This window comes from Nocardia sp. NPDC058519, from assembly GCF_042719755.1.
GTDB lineage: Bacteria > Actinomycetota > Actinomycetes > Mycobacteriales > Mycobacteriaceae > Nocardia.
Genome location: NZ_JBHXNK010000003.1, coordinates 198,898 through 219,968 on the forward strand (window position 1 = coordinate 198,898; position 21,071 = coordinate 219,968).

The window sequence follows — 21,071 nt, forward strand, 5'->3', positions numbered from 1 at the left end:
TTGGACCGGCTGGATTTCGGCGGAAACGGCGAAACTGGTGACGGACGTGGAGACTCTTCGGAGTACTTCCCGCTCTCGCCCGCACAGCTGGGTATCTGGTACGCGCAGCACGTCGACCCACAGGTGCCGATCAATATCGCCCAGTACGTCGACCTGCGTGGACGCCTCGATGTCGGCGTGCTCGAGCGCGCGAGCGCCGACGCGGCCACCGACCTCGAATCGGGCTGGCTGCGCATCGTCGAGATCGACGGTGAGCCGATGCAGACCGTCGATCCCACCCAGGACGCGACGCTGATCTATGTCGATGTGCGTGGCGAGGCAGACCCCGAAGCGGCCGCCGCCGCATGGATGCGCGCCGAGTACAGCCGCCCGCTCGACATCGTTCGTGACCGCCTGGTCCAGGCCGCCGCGATCCAGCTCAGCGATGACCGCTGGTACTGGTATGCCCGCGTCCACCACATCGTGCTCGACGGTTTCGGCGCCAACAACTTCGTCAACCGCACGGCGCAGCTCTATACCGCGGCGGTCACCGGCACCCCGGCGCCGCCGAACAAAGCCACCGATCTGCGCGCGCTCTACGAGTCCGAGCTCGTCTACCGCGACAGCACCCGTTTCCAGTCCGACAAAGAGCACTGGGCCCAGCGGGTAGCGGGTCTGGAGGAGGGCAGCAGCCTCACCGGTCGCTCGGCCCCGCCCTCGCCGGTCAACGACGTCACCAGCGCGGCCCTGAGCCCCGCTCAGGACGAGCGGCTCACCGCCGCGATAGCCCGCCACGACAGCACCGCGGCACCGCTGCTGATCGCCGGCTTCGCCGCCTACCTGGCCCAGATCACCGGCACCGAAGACGTCATCCTCAGCCTCCCGGTCACCGCCCGCACCACCGCGGTGATGCGTCGCTCCGGCGGTGTGACCTCCAATATCGTCCCGCTGCGCCTGCGCGTCGGCCACGACACCACCGTCGCGCAGCTGCTGCGCTCGGTGACCACCGAGGTCTCCGGCGCCCTGCGCCACCAGCGCTACCGCCACGAGGACATCCGCCGCGACTCGGCGGGCGAGGGCATGGTCTCCACGGAGTTCTTCGGCCCGTGGGTCAACATCATGCTGTTCGACAACCACCTGAGCTTCGGTGACATGGAGGGCACGCTCAACGTGCTGTCCACGGGCAGCATCGAGGACCTGGGCGTCAACTTCTATCAGTCGCACGGTGGCACCCGCTCCCACATCGACTTCGAGACCAACCCGAACCTGTACTCGGCGGCCGACGCGCAAACCCATCACGGCCGGTTCCTCGAGTTCTTCGACCGGTTCCTCGCCGCCGACGCCGAGCTACCGGTGTGGAATCTGCCGGTCACCGGCACCGCGGAACTGGAACGCTCGCTGACCGAGTGGAACGACGCGGCGCACGAGGTCCCCGCGACCACGCTGCCCGCGCTGCTCGACGCGCAGATCCCGCTCACCCCCGACAGCATCGCCCTCGACTTCGAGGGCGAGACCCTCACCTACGCCGAATTCGGCGCGAAGGTGAACCGTCTTGCCCGCTTCCTGATCGCCGACGGCGTCGGCCCGGAATCCCTCGTAGCGCTCGGCATGCGCCGCTCGCTCGACCTCGTGATCGGCATGCACGCCGTGCTCAGGGCCGGTGGCGCGTATGTGCCGATCGACCCGGATCATCCGGCCGACCGCACCGCCTACATCCTCGAGTCCGCGGCACCGGTCTGCGTTCTGACCACCGCCGGTGACGACCTCGATCTCCCGGAAACTGTCGCCCGCGTCGAGATCGATCGACTCGACACGACCGGTTTCGACGCCACACCTGTCACCGATGCCGACCGGCTGTCCCCGCTGCGCCCGGACAACACCGCCTACGTCATCTACACCTCGGGTTCCACCGGCCGCCCCAAGGGCGTCGCGGTCACCCACCACGCGATCGTCAACCAAGAGCTGTGGATGCTCGACGAGTACCGGTTGACCGCCGACGACGTCTACCTGCAGAAGACCGCCACCACCTTCGACGTGTCGCTGTGGGGCTATTTCCTGCCCCTGATGGTCGGCGCGAAACTGGTCATCGCGAGCCCCGACGGCCACCGCGACCCGCTGTATGTCGCGGACATGATCCAGCGTCACGGCGTCACCGTGACGGACTTCGTCCCGTCCATGCTGACCGTGTTCGTCTCCCACGCGACGCAGGCTCAATGCGCAACGCTGCGTGCGGTTTTCGTCATCGGTGAGGCACTGCCTCCCGAGACCGCCGCGGGTCTGCGCGCGATCTCCGATGCCGGCCTGCACAACCTCTACGGCCCCACCGAAGCAGCGGTCTCGGTCACCTACTGGGAGGCCACCGAAGCCGACACCACGCAGGTGCCGATCGGTATCCCCGAGTGGAATGTCGAAGTCTACGTACTGGATTCGCGGCTGCGCCCGGCCGCGATCGGCGCACCGGGTGAGTTGTATCTGGCCGGTCGTCAGCTGGCCCGCTGCTACCGCGGCCGCCCCGACCTGACCTCGGACCGCTTCGTCGCCAACCCCGTCGGCGCCCCCGGCGAGCGCATGTACCGCACCGGCGACCTGGTGCGCTGGAACGCCGACGGCGTCCTGGAGTACATCGGCCGCACCGACTTCCAGGTGAAGTTCCGCGGTCAGCGCATCGAGCTCGGCGAGATCGAAACCGACCTGCTCGCGCACCCGAGTGTCAGTCAGGCCGCGGTCCTGGTGGTCGACACCGCGACCGGCCAGCAGCTCGTGGCCTACATTGTGCCCGCGCCGGGCCAGTCCGCCGATCCGGCGACGCTGACCCGCTTCGTGTCCGAGAAGCTGCCCGCCTACATGGTGCCCGCGTCGATCATGGTGCTCGCCGCGTTCCCGCTCAACACCTCGGGCAAGCTGGACCGCAAGGCCCTGCCAGAGCCCGTGTTCAGTGCTGCCGCAGGCGATTTCCGCGCACCGCGCACCCCGGCCGAGCAGATCGTGGCGGGCATCTTCGCCGACGTGCTGAGCCAGGAACGGGTCGGCGCCGACGACAACTTCTTCGAACTCGGCGGCAACTCGCTGGTCGCCACCCAGGTCGTCGCCCGCATCGGTGCCGCGTTCGGCATCCAGCTGGGTGTGCGCGCGCTGTTCGAGACCCCGACGGTGGCCGGACTCGCCTCGCGTGCCGAATCCGCTACGCCCGCCGATGTTTCAGCGGCCATGCGTCCGCCGCTGGTCGCGCAGCCGCATCCCGAGCAGGTGCCGTTGTCGCTGGCCCAGCAGCGGATGTGGTTCATCAACCAGTTCGACCCGACCGCGCCCACCTACAACCTGCCCTTCGTGGTGCAGATGAAGGGTCGCGTCGAGGTCGACGCCCTGATCGCCGCGCTCAATGATGTTGTGGTGCGCCAGGAATCGCTGCGCACGATCTTCCCCGACGCCGACGGCGGCTTCCAGCAGGTGCTCGGCGCCGACGAATTCGATCTCGGCATCGCGGTGACCCCGATCGACCAGTCGCGGCTGCGCGACGAGCTGATCGACTTCGCCTCCACCGGCTTCGACGTGACCCTCGAACTGCCGATCCGGGTGCAGATCTTCAAGGTCGTCGGCGGAACCACCAACGGCACACCGGAATACGCGGTCGCCTTCGTGGTCCACCACATCGCGGCCGACGGTTTCTCCTTCGGTCCGCTGGCCCGCGACGTCGCCACCGCCTACCTGGCCCGCGCCGCGGGCGTGGCCCCGGCCTGGCTGCCGCTGCCCGTCCAGTACCGCGACTACACGCTGTGGCAGCACGAACTGCTCGGTGCCGAATCCGACCCGACCTCGATGGCCGCGCGTCAGCTCGACTACTGGCAGCGGGCGCTGGAAGGCCTGCCCGACCAGCTCGACCTGCCCAGCGACCGCCCGCGCCCGCAGCAGCAGAGCTTCCGTGGCGCGCGCGTCGGTTTCGAGATCGACGCCGACACCCACGAGCAGCTCGCCGCGGTGGCTCGCGCCAACGGCGTCACCCTGTTCATGGTCGTGCACGCCTCCCTCGCGGTGCTGCTCGCGCGCCTGTCGGGCACCACCGACATCGCCGTCGGCACCCCCATCGCGGGCCGCGGTGAGCAGGCGCTGGATGACCTGATCGGCATGTTCGTCAACACCCTGGTGTTGCGTTCCGACGTCGACCCCACTCAGCCGTTCACCGAATTCCTCACCCGCACACGCGAAACCGACCTGAGCGCGTTCGCCAACGCGGATGTGCCGTTCGAGCGGCTCGTCGACGTGCTCAACCCGTCGCGCTCCCAGGCCAGGCACCCGCTGTTCCAGGTGGTGCTGTCGTTCCAGGAGATGTCGCACGGCACCCTGGAGCTGCCCGGTCTCACGGTCACGGCCGACGAGGTCGAGGTCGACATGGCCAAGTTCGATCTGCAGTGGACGCTCACCGAGGAGCGCACCGGCACCGGCTCGCTGTCGGGCATGACCGGCGTGCTCACCTATGCCATCGACCTGTTCGATCAGTCGACCGTCGAAGAGCTGCTGCTGCGCTGGCGCCGCGTGCTCGACGCGATTCTGGCCGACCCGGCCGTCACCGTCGGCGCGATCGATGTGCTCGACGATGCCGAACGCACCGACCTGGTCACCCGTTTCGGCGCTCCCGCCGCGGTGGCTCGCACGCTGCCGCAGCTGATCGCCCAGGCCGCCCGCGACACCGAGTCGACCGCCGTGGTGTTCGAGGGGACAGCTGTCTCCTACGGCGACCTAGATCGCCGCTCGAACCAGCTGGCGCGCTTGCTGATCCAGCAGGGTCTCGGCGCCGAGGACTTCGTCGCCGTCGCCGTGCCGCGTTCGCTGGAGTCGGTGCTCGCGGTGTGGTCGGTCGCCAAGACCGGTGCCGCGTTCGTGCCCGTCGACCCGAACTACCCGGCCGACCGCATCGCCCACATGATCACCGATGCCGGTGTGTCCGTGGGTATCACGGTCACCGGTGAAGCCGATGAGCTCCCGGATTCGGTGCGCTGGCTCGTGGTCGACGACATCGACCTCACCGGCATCTCCGATGCCCCGCTGGCCCCGCGCGAACTCGTCCGCCAGACCGATCCCGCGCAGCCCGCGTACCTGATCTACACCTCCGGCTCCACCGGTGTGCCCAAGGGCGTCGTGGTCACCCATGCCAGCGTCGCGAACTTCTGTGCCGAGCAGATCGACCTGTATTCGCTCGACTCCACCACGCGCGCACTGCATTTCGCCTCGCCCTCGTTCGACGCGTCGGTGCTGGAAATGCTGCTCGCCATTGGTCGCGGCGGCACGCTCGTCGTCGTCCCGCCGGGCGTTTACGGCGGTGAGGAACTGCGCGACATCCTCATCACCGAACAGGTCACCCACGCGTTCGTGACCCCCGCCGCGCTGGCCACCTTCGACGCCCGCGGCCTCGATCACCTGCGGGTGCTCGCCGCCGGTGGTGAAGCGGTCCCGCCGGAACTGGTCGCCAAGTGGGCGGTACGCCTGCCCAACGGTTCGCGGCGCATGCTCGGCAATGTCTACGGACCCACCGAAACCACCATCGCGTCCAACCTCAGCGAAGGGCTGATCCCGGGGGAGCGGGTCGTCATCGGTGGCCCCATCCGCGGCGTCCACACCCTGATCCTCGATGACCGCCTGCGCCCCGTGCCGGTCGGTGTCGCGGGTGAGCTATACATCGGTGGCGTCGGTATGGCGCGTGGCTACCACGCGCGCGCCTCGCTGACCGCCGACAGGTTCGTCGCCAACCCGTACGCCCCCGGCGAGCGGATGTACCGCACCGGTGACGTGGTGCGCTGGACCGCCGATCGCAATGTGGAATACGTCGGCCGCTCCGACTTCCAGGTGAAGGTCCGCGGTTTCCGGATCGAACTGGGCGAGATCGACTCCGCGCTCGCCTCGCACGAGACCGTCGACTTCGCGGTGAGCATCGGCCACAAGAACAAGGGCGGCAGCACCTCGCTGGTGTCCTATGTCGTCGCGGTGCCCGGCAGTTCGATCGATATCGCCGAACTGACCGACCACGTCGCGCAGCGTCTGCCCGCGTACATGGTGCCCTCGTCGATCATGGTGCTCGCCGCGGTCCCGCTGACCGTCAACGGCAAGCTCGACCGTCGCGCGCTGCCCGCGCCGGTGTTCGAGGTGCGCGAGTTCCGTGCGCCCACCACCCCGATCGAGCAGATCGTCGCGCAGATCTTCGCCGATGTGCTCGAGCTGTCGCGCGTCGGTGTCGAGGACGACTTCTTCGAACTGGGCGGCAACTCGCTGATCGCCACCCAGGTCGCCTCCCGCATCGGTATCGCCCTCGATACCCGTGTCCCGGTCCGCATGCTGTTCGAGGCGCCCACGGTGGCGGCGCTGGCCGCCCGCGTGGAGTCCCAGGCCGGTGACGGCGCCCGCAAGGCTCTGGTCGCCCGCGAACGGCCCGACCTGGTGCCGCTGTCGCTGGCGCAGCAGCGCATGTGGTTCCTCAACCGGTTCGACACCGCCTCGGCGGTCAACAACATCCCCGTCGCGATCCGGCTGTCCGGTGACCTCGATGTGGCCGCGCTGCAGGTGGCGGTCATCGATGTCATCGACCGGCACGAGTCGCTGCGCACGGTGTTCCCTGATTCCGGCACCGGCCCGGTCCAGGTGGTCCTCGATGCCGCGCAGATCGTCCCCGACCTCACCCCGTACCGGGTCACCGAGGACAACCTCATCGATCACCTGATCGATCTGGCGTCGATGGCGTTCGATGTGACCAGCGAAGTACCGCTGCACGCACGGCTTTTCGAGGTTTCCGAGTCCGAGTACGTGCTCGGCATGGTGGTGCACCACATCTCCGCCGACGGCTGGTCGATGGCACCGCTCTCGCGCGATGTGATCATGGCCTACGCGGCCCGCACCTCGTGGGAAGCGCCGACCTGGGCCGAACTGCCGGTCCAGTACGCCGATTACTCGCTCTGGCAGCGTGAGGTCCTCGGCTCCGAGGACGATCCGCAGTCGTTGATCTCCTCCGAGATCGCCTACTGGGCGAAAGAACTCGCCGACCTGCCCGACGAGCTGGTACTCCCGGCCGATCACCCGCGCCCGCCTGCCGCGTCCTACCGGGGCGGCACCTACAGCTTCGTCATCGCGAGCGAAACCCAGCGCGCCCTGGTCGAATTGGGCCGCCGCTACAACGCCTCGCTGTTCATGGTCATGCACAGCGCCCTCGCGGTGCTGCTGGCCCGTGCCAGCGGCACCAGTGACATCGCGATCGGTACGCCGGTCGCGGGCCGTGGCGATCAGGCGCTCGACGACCTGGTCGGCATGTTCGTCAACACCCTGGTGCTGCGCTCGAAGGTGGACGGCGCGACCCCGTTCGCCACCCTGCTCGCCCAGGCCCGCGAGACCGACCTGCAGGCCTTCGCACACGCCGACGTGCCGTTCGAGCGCCTGGTCGAGGTGCTCAACCCGGCCCGTTCGCAGGCACGCCACCCGCTGTTCCAGGTGATGCTGTCGTTCCAGAACAACAAGCAGGCCTCGCTCCAGCTGCCGGGCCTCGCGGTCAGCGGTATCGATTACGACCCCCAGCTGGCCAAGTTCGACCTGCAGCTCACGCTCACCGAGGTGCAGGACACCAACGGCGAAGCCGGCGGCATGGCGGCCGAGTTCTCCTACGCGCTCGACCTTTTCGAGGAATCGACGGTCGCCGCGTTCGCCCGCAGGCTCGACAACATCTTCGCCGCGGTCGTCGCCGATCCCGAGGTGTTCGTCGGCGATATCGATCTGCTCGCGCCCGAGGAGCACGCGCAGGTTCTCGTCGACTGGAACGACACCGCGCACGCGGTCCCGCACGGCACGCTGGTGTCGCTGTTCGACGCGCAGGTCGAGCGGACCCCGGACGCCATCGCCCTGGTCTTCGAGCAGGAAGAACTGTCCTACCGCGAGCTGCAGGAGCGGGCCAACCGCATCGCCCGCCGCTTGATCGCCGACGGCATCGGCCCCGGTGACCAGGTGGCACTGGCGATCCGGCGCTCCACCGAGCTGGTCGTCGCCATGTACGCGGTGCTGCAGACCGGCGCCGCCTACGTGCCGCTGGATCCGGATCAGCCCGCCGACCGCATCGGCCATATCCTCGAGACCGCGCAGCCGCGACTGGTGCTCACCAGCCGTCGCGACTCGTTCGAAGCCGACGGCGTCACCGTGGCCGCGGTCGAGAACATCTTCTCGCCCGCCGACTTCAGCGGTGCCCCGATCACCGATGCCGAACGCGTGCGACCGCTGCGGGCCACCAACACGGCCTACGTGATCTTCACCTCCGGCTCGACCGGGCGCCCCAAGGGTGTGGCGGTCGACCACGCCGCGATCATCAACCGGCTGCTGTGGATGCAGCACGAGTACCCGATCGATGTCGCCGACGCCGTCCTGCAGAAGACCCCGGCCACCTTCGACGTGTCGGTGTGGGAGTTCTTCTGGCCCTTGCAGACCGGCGCCCGCCTGGTCGTGGCCAAGCCCGACGGCCACCGCGACCCGGTGTACCTGGCCCAGATCATCGCCGAGCGCCACATCACCACCGCACACTTCGTGCCCTCGATGCTGTCGGTGTTCGTCTCGACCCTCGGCAGCAACGGCAACGGTGACGCGGTGCGCCTGCGTCAGGTGTTCGCCTCCGGTGAGGCGCTGCCCGCGCCCACCGCGCAGCGCCTGCGCGAGCTCACCGGTGCCCGCCTGCACAACCTGTACGGCCCCACCGAGGCCGCGGTCGACGTGACCTATCACGAGGTCGTCGACGCCGATGTGGAGTCCGTGCCGATCGGCCGCCCGGTGTGGAACACCAGGGTGTTCGTGCTGGATTCCCGGCTGCACCCCGTGGCCCCCGGTGTCGCGGGAGAGCTCTATCTGGCGGGCGATCAGCTGGCCGTCGGCTATCTCAACCGGGCCGACCTGACCGCCGACCGTTTCGTCGCCAACCCGTACGGCGCGGCCGGTTCGCGCATGTACCGCACCGGTGACCTCGTCACCTGGACCGCGGTGTCCGATGGTGACGGTCTCTCGTACGGCGAGCTGAACTACCTGGGCCGCACCGACTTCCAGGTGAAGCTGCGCGGTCTGCGCATCGAACTCGGCGAGATCGAGGCGACCCTGCTGGCCCAGCCGGGTGTCGCGCAGTCGGTCGTGGTCGTGCGCTCCGACGCGCACGCCGGTGACCAGCTCGTCGGTTACGTTGTGCCGGAGGCGGAGACGACCGTCGACGTGGCCGCCGTGAAGGCGGGCATCACCGCCGAGCTGCCCACCTACATGGTGCCCTCGGCCCTGGTCGTGCTCGATGCCTTCCCGCTCAACGCGTCCGGCAAGCTCGACCGTAAGGCGCTGCCCGCGCCCGTGTTCGAAGCGAAGATGTTCCGTGCGCCCTCGACCCCGATCGAGGAGATCGTCGCCGAGATCTTCGCCGACCTGCTCGGCGCCGAGCGCGTCGGCGTGGACGACGACTTCTTCGCCCTCGGCGGCAACTCCCTGGTCGCCACCCAGGTCGCGGCCCGCCTGAGCAAGGCGCTCGACGCCGAGGTCGGCGTGCGCACCCTGTTCGAGGCGCCCACGGTCGGTGCGTTGGCCGCCCGCGTGGAATCGCACGCGGGCACCGGTCTGCGCGCCGAGCTCACGGCCCGTCAGCGCCCCGAGCATCCGCCGCTCTCGCTCGCGCAGCAGCGCATGTGGTTCCTGAACCGCTTCGACATCGCCGATACCGGCACCTACAACATCCCGGTCGCGGTCCGCCTGCAGGGCCTGCTCGACCTGCCCGCCCTGCGCGGCGCGGTCGCCGACGTGGTCGCCCGCCACGAAACCCTGCGCACGGTCTACCCCGTGTACGTGGCACCCGAGTCGGGGCGCGCCACCATGGCGGACGGCACCGCCTACCAGAAGGTCCTCGCCGCCGCTGGCTCGATCCCGGACGTCGAGCTGATGGAGGCCGACGAGACCGATATGGCGACCTCGCTCTACGAGTTCGCCCGCCGCGGTTTCGATGTCACCGCGAACGCGCCTGTGCGCCTTCGGGTCTACGAGCTCAGCGAACGCGAGCACGTGCTGGTGATGGTGGTCCACCACATCGCCGCCGACGGTTTCTCGCTGCGCCCGCTGGTGCGCGACCTGATGACGGCCTACGTCGCCCGCACCGCGAGCACCGAACCCGGCTGGCCACCGCTGGAGGTGCAGTACGTCGACTACGCGCTCTGGCAGCGCGAAATCCTCGGCGACGAAACCGATCCCACCTCGCTGATCTCCGAACAGCTCGAGCACTGGCGCGGCGCGCTGGCCGACCTGCCCGACGAACTGCGCCTGGGCCACAAGTCGCGGCCCGCCCAGGCCAGCTATCAGGCGGGCACGCACCGCTTCGAACTGCCGGGCGAGCTCGTCGAGGCACTGAACCGGGTCGCCCACGAGCACAGCACCACCCTGTTCATGGTGGTGCACAGCGCTTTCGCCGTGTTGCTGTCGCGCTTGTCGGGCACCTCCGACATCGCCATCGGCACCCCGGTCGCGGGCCGTGGCCAGCAGGCACTCGACGATCTGGTCGGCATGTTCGTCAACACCCTGGTGTTGCGCGCCCAGGTCGACCCCGGCGCGACCTTCACCGAGCTGCTCGGTCAGGTCCGCGAACACGACCTGGCCGCCTTCGCGCACGCCGACGTGCCGTTCGAGCGCCTCGTCGAGGTGCTCAACCCGGCACGCTCGCAGTCGCGGCACCCGCTGTTCCAGGTGATGCTCTCGTTCCAGAACCTGGGCCGCACCACCCTGGAACTGCCCGGCCTCACGGTCTCCGAGCTCGGCATCGACCAGCACATGGCCAAGTTCGACCTGCAGCTCGCGCTCAGCGAGGTCCCGGCCGACGACGACAGCCATATGGACGCCGAACTCGTCTACGCGACAGACCTTTTCGACGCCGGTTTCGCCGCGACCTTCGGTGCTCGCCTGCTGCGCGTGCTCACGGCCGTCGTGGTCGACCCCTCGGCCCCCGTCGGTGACATCGAGCTGCTCGACTCCGCCGAGCGTGCCTTGGTGCTCGATCGCTGGAACGACACCGAATTCGCCGTCGACGCCGCGTTGAGCACGCCGAGCGACGACGATCCGGCCACTCTCAACGCCTTGTTCGAGGCCCAGGTCGCGCGGACCCCCGACGCGATCGCGCTCACGTTCGAGGGGACGAGTCTGTCCTACTCCGAGTTCGCGGTGCGGGTGCGTCAGCTGGCGCGTTGGCTCAAGGACGCCGGTGTGGGCCCGGAATCGTATGTGGCCCTCGGTATGCGGCGCTCGATCGACCTGCTGGTCGGCATGTATGCCGTGTCCGCGGCCGGTGGCGCGTACGTGCCCCTCGACCCCGACCACCCGGCCGAGCGCATCGAGCACATTCTCGAGACCGCGCAACCGGTCTGCGTGCTGACTTCCGGCGAGAGCCTGCCCGCGGCCGCCGGTCGCGAGGTGCGCATCGACCAGCTCGACCTGTCCGGCCACTCCGCCGCGCCGGTCACCGATGCCGATCGGCATCGCCCGCTGCGCTCGGACAACACCGCCTACGTCATCTTCACCTCCGGTTCGACCGGTCGACCCAAGGGTGTCGCGGTCAGCCACGCGGCGATCGTCAACCGCCTGGTGTGGATGCACGCCGCCTACGGCCTCGCCGCCGACGACGTGGTGCTGCAGAAGACCCCCGCCACCTTCGACGTGTCGGTGTGGGAGTTCTTCTGGCCCTTGCAGGTCGGCGCGCGACTGGTCGTCGCCAAGCCGGACGGCCACCGCGACCCGGCCTACCTCGCCCGCCTGATCGTGGCCGAACAGGTCACCACCGTGCACTTCGTGCCGTCGATGATGGCCGTGTTCGTCACCGAACCGCTTGCCGCCGAATGCGTCTCGCTGCGCAATGTGTTCGCCTCCGGTGAGGGTCTGCCCGCACCGACCGCGCAGCGCCTGCGCGAATTGACCGGCGCCGCACTGCACAACCTCTACGGCCCCACCGAAGCCGCGGTCGACGTGACCTATCACGAGGTCACCGACGCCGACACCGAGACCGTGCCGATCGGCGCACCGGTGTTCAATACCCGCCTGTACGTGCTGGATTCGCGGCTGCGACCCGTTCCGGTGGGTGTCGCGGGTGAGCTCTACCTCGCGGGCGTGCAGCTGGCCCACGGTTATGTCGGTCGCGCCGACCTGACGATGGACCGCTTCGTCGCCGACCCGTTCGCGCCCGGCGAGCGCATGTACCGCACCGGTGACCTCGTCACCTGGACGGCGGACGGCGAGCTGGAATACCTGGGCCGCACCGACTTCCAGGTGAAGTTGCGTGGTCTGCGTATCGAGCTCGGCGAGATCGAGTCGGCGCTCACCGCGCTGCCGGAGATCGCCCAGTCGGTGGTCGTGGTCCGCGCCGACGAGCACACCGGCGATCAGCTGGTCGCCTACGTCATTCCGCAAACCGGCGTCACCATCGACACCGACGCGGTCAAGGACACCCTCGGCACCGCGCTGCCCGTCTACATGGTGCCCGCCGCGTACGTGGTGCTGAACGCGTTCCCGCTCAACGCCTCCGGCAAGCTCGACCGCAAGGCGCTGCCCGCGCCGGTGTTCGCCGCGCGCACCTTCCAGGCGCCGGTCACCCCGGTACAGCAGATCGTCGCCGGGACCTTCGCCGAGGTGCTCGGTGCCGGTCAGGTCGGCCTCGACGACGACTTCTTCGAACTCGGCGGCAACTCGCTGGTCGCCACCAGGGTCGCGGCGCGGCTGTCCGAGGCGCTCGACACCCAGGTGCCACTGCGCGCGCTGTTCGAGGCCTCGACCGTGGCCGCGCTGGCGGCGCGCGTGGAAACGCACACCGGTCGTGGTGGACGCATCCCGCTCGCCCCGCGCCCGCGTCCCGAGCTGGTGCCGCTGTCGCAGGCCCAGCAGCGGATGTGGTTCCTCAACCGCTTCGACAACCGCACCGCGGTCAACAACATCCCCGTCGCGATCCGCCTCACCGGTGACCTCGATGTCGCCGCCCTCGAAGCGGCCATCGCCGATGTGGTGGCCCGGCACGAGTCGCTGCGCACCTTCTACCCGGCATCCGACATCGCCTCGGGCGCGGTGGAGGAAGGCGCCGGCTACCAGCAGGTCCTGCCCGCCGACGAGGTCCGCTTCGCACTGTCCGCCCAGCCGGTCGCCGCGAGCGACGTGGTCGCGCGCGTAATCGAGCTGGCGAGCGTGCACTTCGACGTCACCCGCGAAGTACCGTTCCGCGCGAGCCTGCTGCGCGTCGACGACCGTAGCCACGTGGCCGTGCTGGTCATGCACCACATCAGCGGTGACGGATTCTCGCTGCGTCCGCTGCTGCGCGATGTCGTCATCGCCTACACCGAACGCACCCGCGGTGAGATCCCCGCCTGGTCGCCGCTGGAAGTCCAGTACGCCGACTACACCCTGTGGCAGCGTGAGGTCCTCGGTGCGGAGTCCGATCCCGAGTCGGTCGCCGCGAGCCAGCTCACCTACTGGACCGAGCAACTGCGCGACCTGCCCGATCAGCTCGAACTGCCCGCCGACCGTCCGCGCCCCGAGGTCGCCACCAATGCCGGTGACCTGCAACGCTTCTCGGTCGACGCGCACCTGCACCACGCGCTGACCGAGATCGCCCGCGCCCGTGGCGTCACCCTGTTCATGGTGATACACGCGGCACTGGCCACCTGGGCCGCGCGCCTGTCCAACAGCACCGACATCGCCATCGGCACGCCCATCGCCGGTCGTGGCGAGCGCACGCTCGACGACCTGGTCGGCATGTTCGTCAACACCCTGGTGCTGCGCAGCGAGGTCGACTCCAGCGCGAGCTTCAGCGACCTGCTCGACCAGATCCGCAAGGTCGACCTGTCCGCCTTCGCCAATGCCGATGTGCCCTTCGAGCGCCTCGTCGACGTGCTCAGCCCCACCCGTTCGCAGGCGCACCACCCGCTGTTCCAGGTGGCGCTCACCTTCGAAGCGGCCACCGCCGCCGACACCGGCACCATCGCACTGCCCGGCCTCGACCTGTCCGTCGTCGACTTCGACCCGGGCACCGCGAAATTCGACGTACAGCTGACCGTGGGCGAAGCCGCCGACGGCTCCCTGGCGCTGTCGTGGAACTACGCCACCGATCTGTTCGACGTCGAAACCGTCGCCGCTTTCGGTGACCGCCTGGTACGCATCCTGCGCAGCGTCGCCGAGAACCCCGACGTGATCGTCGGCGATATCGACCTGCTCGGTGAGGCCGAACAGCGCGATGTCGCCCAGCGCTGGGTGTCCTCCGGTGTCGACGCCATCGGTCTGCCGGTCATCCACGACGCCAGCACCCCCGCCGGCTACCGGCGCGGCCTGTTCGGCAACAAGCACACGACCCTGGTCGACCTGTTCGACGCCGCGGCCGCCGCCTATCCGGACCGCATCGCCGCCAAGTTCGGTGTCGAGTCGCTGACCTACGCCGAACTCGATCGCCGCGCGAATGTGCTGGCGCGCAGGCTGATCGACGACGGCGCAGGCCCGGAATCGCTGGTCGCGGTGATCCTGCCGCGCTCGCTCGATCTCGTCGTCGCGCTGCTCGCCGTGGTCAAGACCGGTGCCGGTTACGTGCCGGTCGACCCGACGTACCCGGCCGAGCGCATCGCCTACGTGCTCGAGGACTCGCGCCCCACCAGCGTCGTCCTCGATTCCACGGTCCAGGTGAGCGTGCCAGAGCACCTGCCCTCGGTGGTGCTCGACGGATTCGCTGTGGAAACCGGCAATATCGAAGACGCCGACGACGCGCCGATCACCGACGCCGACCGGATCGCCCCGCTCTCGCCGGACAATGTCGCCTACGTCATCTACACCTCCGGCTCGACCGGCCGCCCCAAGGGTGTCGCGGTCGCGCACCGCAATGTGGTGCGGCTGTTCGCCAACACCGACCGCGACTTCGGCTTCGGCCCGCGCGATGTGTGGACGCTGTTCCACTCCTACGCCTTCGACTTCTCGGTGTGGGAGCTGTGGGGCCCGCTGCTGTTCGGTGGCTCGCTGATCGTCGTCGACTACTACACGTCCCGTTCGCCCGAGCAGTTCCTGGAACTGCTGCGCGTCGAACAGGTGACGGTGCTCAACCAGACGCCGTCGGCCTTCTACCAACTGGCCGAGGCCGACCGCAATGCCGGACCCGGTCTGGAACCACTCGCGCTGCGCTACGTCGTGTTCGGTGGCGAGGCACTCGAGCTGCGTCGTCTGTCGGATTGGGTCGCGCGCCACGGTGACAGCTCGCCGACGCTGGTGAACATGTACGGCATCACCGAGACCACGGTGCACGTTTCGTTCCGTGCGCTGGACGCGAAAACCATTGCCGCCGCTGCCGGTTCGGTGGTCGGCCGGGCCATCGCGGGTCTTGGCGTGTACGTCCTCGACAACCGGTTGCGTCCCGTGCCGGTGGGTGTCGCGGGCGAAATGTATGTCGCCGGACCGCAGTTGGCGCGCGGCTACCTCGGCCGCCCCGACCTGACCGCCACCCGTTTCGTCGCCAACCCCCTTGCCGGCCCGAACCAGGGCGGCTCGCGCCTGTACCGCTCCGGCGACCTCGCGCGCTGGAACCGCTTCGGTGAACTCGAATACCTGGGCCGCGCCGACGATCAGGTGAAGGTCCGCGGTTTCCGCATCGAACTCGGTGAGATCGAAGCGGCCGTGCTCGCGCAGCCGGGTATCGCCCAGGCCGCGGTCATCGTGCGTGAGGATCAGCCGGGCGACCAGCGGATCGTCGCCTACGTGGTCGCCGAGGGCGACCTCGAACCCGACCTCGAGACCATCCGCAGCGGCGCGGCCGAACAGCTGCCCGCCTACATGGTTCCCGCGGCGCTCGTTCGCCTCGAGTGGATCCCGCTGACCGTCAACGGCAAGCTGGATCGCCGTGCGCTGCCCGCCCCCGCGGTGCAGGCGCGGGCCTTCCGCGCACCGGTCACCCCGGTGCAGGAAACCGTCGCCGCGGTCTTCGCCGATGTGCTCGGCCTCGACCGGGTCGGTGTGGACGACGACTTCTTCGACCTCGGCGGCAACTCGCTCATCGCCACCCGCGTCGTGGCCCGCATCGGTGCGGCGCTCGGCGCCACGGTGCCGGTGCGCGCGCTGTTCGAAGCCTCCACCGTGGAAGCCCTCGCGGCACGGGTGGAATCGCACACCGGCGGCACCGCCCGTGCGGCACTGGTCGCCCGTGACCGGGCCGAAGGTGAACTGGTTCCGCTGTCGTTCGCGCAGCAGCGCATGTGGTTCCTCAACAAGTACGACACCACCTCGGCCGCCTACAACCTGCCCGTCGCGATCCGCCTCACCGGCGAACTCGACACCGAGGCACTGTCTTTGGCGCTGGCCGATCTGGTCCGCAGGCACGAGTCGCTGCGCACCCGCTACCCCGAGCACGGCGGCACACCGGTGCAGCAGATCGTTGCGGCGGAACGTATTTCGCTGGACTTGCGCCCGGTCGCCATCGATCGGGACGAGCTGTTCGAGACCGTCACCGAGTTCGTCTCCACCGGTTTCGATGTGGCCGAACAGGTTCCGATGCGCGCACGTCTGTTCCGGGTGGCCGGATCCGACGGCAACGCATCCGTCGAGCACGTGTTGGTCGTGGTCGTGCACCACATCGCAGCCGACGGCTTCTCCATCGCGCCGCTGACCCGCGATGTGATGCGCGCCTACACCGCCCGCGCCCAGGGCACCGCCCCCGGCTGGGCACCGCTGCCGGTGCAGTACGCCGATTTCGCGATCTGGCAGCGCGCCGTGCTCGGCACCGAGGACGACACCGAATCGCTGATGTCGCGCCAGGTCGGTTACTGGCAGTCCCAGCTCGCGGGTGTCCCGGACGAGCTGACCCTGCCGTTCGACCGCGCCCGCCCGGCCATCGCGTCGCACCACGGCGCCACCGTGCACCGCGAGCTCTCGCCCGAGCTGATCGCCAAGCTCGACGAGGTCGCCCGTCGTCAGGGCGCCTCGCTGTTCATGGTCATGCACACCGCCCTCGCGGTGCTGCTGGCCCGCCTGTCCGGTTCCGACGACATCGCCATCGGCACTCCCATCGCGGGCCGTGGTGAGCAGGCGCTCGACGACCTGGTCGGCATGTTCGTCAACACCCTGGTCCTGCGCACCGGCGTGCGCCCGGCCGAGTCCTTCACCGACCTGCTGGAACAAGCGCGTACGACCGACCTCGATGCCTTCGGCAACGCCGATGTCCCGTTCGAGCGCCTGGTGGAACTCCTGGCTCCCGAGCGGTCGCAGTCGCGCAACCCGCTGTTCCAGGTGATGCTGGCCTTCCAGAACCTGGACCGCACCACCCTCGAACTGCCGGGCCTGGCAGTGTCGGCGCTCGACCTCGACGAGAGCGTTGCCCGCTTCGACCTGCAGTTCACCCTCTCCGAGCTGGGTGAACCCGGCCACGGCGGCATGGCACTGGCACTGAACTACGCCACCGAACTGTTCGATGAGGACACCGTCGCCGGCATCGCCGTGCGCTGGCAGCGAGTGCTCGAAGCGATCGCCGCCGATGCCTCGATCACGGTCGGCGCGATCGACGTCCTCGATGCCGCCGAGCGGGCTGACCTGGTGTTCCGGGTCGGCGAACCGCCGGTACCCGCCCGCACCCTGCGCGCCCTGCTGTCCGAGGCCGTCGCGCAGAACCCGACCGGCCCCGCCGTGGTGTTCCAGGGGACGAGTGTCTCCTACGCCGAACTCGACGAACGCTCGAACCGCCTGGCGCGCTTGCTGATCGCCGAGGGGATCGGCGCCGAGGATCTCGTCGCGATCGGCGTCCCCCGCTCGGCCGACTCGGTGCTGGCAGCGTGGGCGGTCGCCAAGACCGGCGCGGCCTTCGTCCCGGTCGACCCGACCTACCCCGCCGACCGCATCGCCCACATGGTCACCGACTCCGGTTCGCCGCTGGGCATCACCGTCGCGTCGGTGCTGGGTGGACTGCCCGACATCGCATCCACGTCGGCCTGGCCGCAGGAGTCCGAGGCGACGTTCGACGGGTCGGCCACGGACACACCCGCGGCCGGTTGGCTCGTGCTCGATGAGCTCGACCTCGCGCGCTTCGACGGCGGCCCGATCACCGACGACGAGCTCGTGCGGGTGACCACGCCCGAGCAGCCCGCCTACGTCATCTACACCTCCGGCTCCACCGGCGTGCCCAAGGGCGTCGTCGTCACCCACGCCGGTCTCGCGAACTTCGGCGAGGAGCAGGCCGAGCGCTATGCCCTCGACACCGAAACGCGCGCACTGCATTTCGCCTCGCCCTCGTTCGACGCCTCGATCCTCGAACTGCTGCTGGCCCTGGCCCGTGGTGGCGCGCTGGTCGTGGTCCCGCCGGGCGTCTACGGCGGCGACGAGCTGTCCGAGCTGATCCGCACCGAGCGGGTCACCCACGCCTTCATCACTCCTGCCGCCCTGGCGACCTTCGATCCCAGCGGCCTCGACTCGCTGCGCGTGCTGGTCGCCGGTGGCGAAGCGGTGCCCGCCGATCTGGTGTCGAAGTGGGCAGTTCCCTTGGCGGACGGCACGACTCGTGCCTTCCACAACGGTTACGGTCCCACCGAGACCACGATCATGACCAACATCAGCGCCGCGCTGGTGCCGGGCGAGCTGGTCACCATCGGTGGCCCGACTCGCGGCATGCGTTCGCTGATCCTGGACGCCCAGCTCCAGCCCGTTCCGGTGGGTGTCGCGGGTGAGCTCTACCTGTCGGGCATCCAGCTGGCCCGCGGCTACCACGCCCGCGCCGGGCTCACCGCAGACCGGTTCGTCGCCGACCCGTTCGTCCCGGGTGAGCGGCTGTACCGCACCGGCGACGTCGTGCGCTGGACCGCCGATCGCACGGTCGAGTACGTCGGCCGCTCCGACTTCCAGGTCAAGATCCGCGGCTTCCGTATCGAACTGGGCGAGATCGACACCGCCCTCGCCTCGCACGAGACCGTCGACTTCGCGACCACCGTCGGCCACAAGAGCACCGCGGGCGCTGTCTCGCTGGTCGCGTATGTGGTTGCCGTACCGGGCCATCCGATCGATGTCGCCGCGCTGACCGCGCACGTCGAGGAACGTCTGCCCGCGTACATGGTGCCCTCGTCGATCATGGTCATCGACCATGTGCCGCTGACCCCCGTCGGCAAGCTCGACCGAAAAGCGTTGCCGGAGCCGGTCTTCGCCACCGAGGTCACCTTCCGTGCCGCGCGCAATCCGATCGAGCAGACCATCGCCGAGGTCTTCGCCGAGGTCCTCGGTGTGGAGCGCGTGGGCGTGGACGATTCGTTCTTCGCCCTGGGCGGTGACTCGATCGTCTCCATCCAGCTCGTCTCCCGCGCCAAGGCTCGCGGCGTGCTGTTCTCCCCGCGCAACGTCTTCGAACAGCGCACCGTCGCCGGGCTGGCCTCGGTCGCCGAAACCGCCGATGTGGCAGCGGCTTCCGCGATCACCCTGGCCGAGCTGCCCGGCGGTGGCGTCGGCGAGATGCCGCTGACCCCGGTCGTGCGGTTCATGGCCGAGCGGGCCGGGTCGTTCAACCGGTTCAACCAGACCATGGCACTGGAACTGCCGGTCGGTATCGACCGCGCGGGCATCGCCGCCACCGTCGGCGCGGTCATCGACCGCCACGACATGCTGCGCTCGCGCCTGCACCAGGTCGACGGCCGCTGGGTCGTCGACACCGCCCCCACCGGCACGGTCGACGCCACCGCGCTCATCGACCACACCACCTTCGACCCCGCCGTCTCCGACGCCGAGCTGGTCGAAATCGCCACCGCCGCACTCGATGCCAGCCTGGATCGGCTCGACCCGGCCAACGGCGTCGTCGTGCGCTTCGTGTGGCTGGAGCCCGTCGCGGATTCCGACTCGGCCACGGCCACTCGGTCCGCGGCACGTGCGGGTCGATTGATCGTCGTCGCGCACCACCTCGTGGTCGACGGTGTGTCCTGGCGCATCCTCGTGCCCGACTTCGTCGCCGCGTGGGGTCAGCTCTCCGCCGGTCAACAGCCGGAACTGGTCGCCCCCGCGACCTCCATGCGGGCCTGGGCGCACGCGCTGGCCGACGAGGCACGCACCACCGAACGCGCCGCCGAGCTCGACTTCTGGCGTGAGGTCGTCGCCACCCCCGACCCGCTGCTCACCGCGCGGGCGATGGACCCGGCGGTCGACGTCTCCGGCGTGATCGAGAAGCTGCCGGTCGAAGTGTCCGCCGAGGTCACCAAGGCCCTGCTCACCACGGTCCCCGCCCTGTTCCACGGTGGCGTCAACGACGGCTTGCTCACCGCACTCGCGCTGGCCGCCGCCAAGTGGCGCTCCACCCGCACCGGACCCGGCGCACTCGGCAACGGCCGCCGCGCCGACTCGGACAACGACGCACTGCTCGTGCGCCTCGAAGGCCACGGTCGCGAGGAAGAGGTCGCGCCCGGCGCCGACCTGTCCCGCACCGTCGGCTGGTTCACCGCCATCTTCCCGGTCCGCCTCGACCTCGCGGGCATCGACATCGACGCCGCGCTCGCCGGTGGTCCGGCGCTGGGACAGGCCGTCAAGGCGGTCAAGGAACAGCTGCTCTCGGTGCCAGACAAGGGCATCGGTTACGGCCTGCTGCGGTACATGAACGCCGAGACCGCCGCCGAACTGCCCACGCAGCTCCCCGGCCAGATCAGCTTCAACTACCTCGGCCGCGTCGCCGACAGCGATGTCCCCGACGCCCTGCGCGGCTTCGGCTGGATCCCCGCACCCGAACTGGCTGCCCTCGGCGGCGCCTACGACGCCGACATGCCCGCGATGGCGCCGCTCGACGTCAACGCGATCGTCGTCGGCGACAAGCTCAGCGCCAATATCGGCTACCCGAGCACCCTGCTCGCCGAGGCCGAAGTCCGCGAATTCGCGGACCTGTGGATCACCGCGCTGGAAGCCGTTGCCCGGCACGCCAATTCGGCCGACGCGGGCGGCCACACGCCGTCCGACTTCGCCCTCGTGCGCTCCACCCAGCGCGATATCGACACCTGGGAGAAGCGCTACCCCGAGCTGACCCAGGTGTGGCCCCTCGCAGCGCTGCAGGCAGGCCTGTTCTTCCACGCCCGCCTCGCCGCCACCTCGGTCGACGTCTACACCGCCCA

At 69.4% G+C, this 21,071-nt stretch carries 1 protein-coding gene (running past one end of the window); it reads left to right on the plus strand.

What is annotated here, in order from left to right:
* Positions 1–21,071, plus strand: partial view of a non-ribosomal peptide synthase/polyketide synthase gene (locus ACFWPK_RS05440; protein ID WP_378913336.1) — the start only. It continues 22,666 nt past the right edge of the window; only the first 21,071 of its 43,737 coding nucleotides appear in the window; the start codon lies at positions 1–3; its stop codon lies off the right edge, out of view.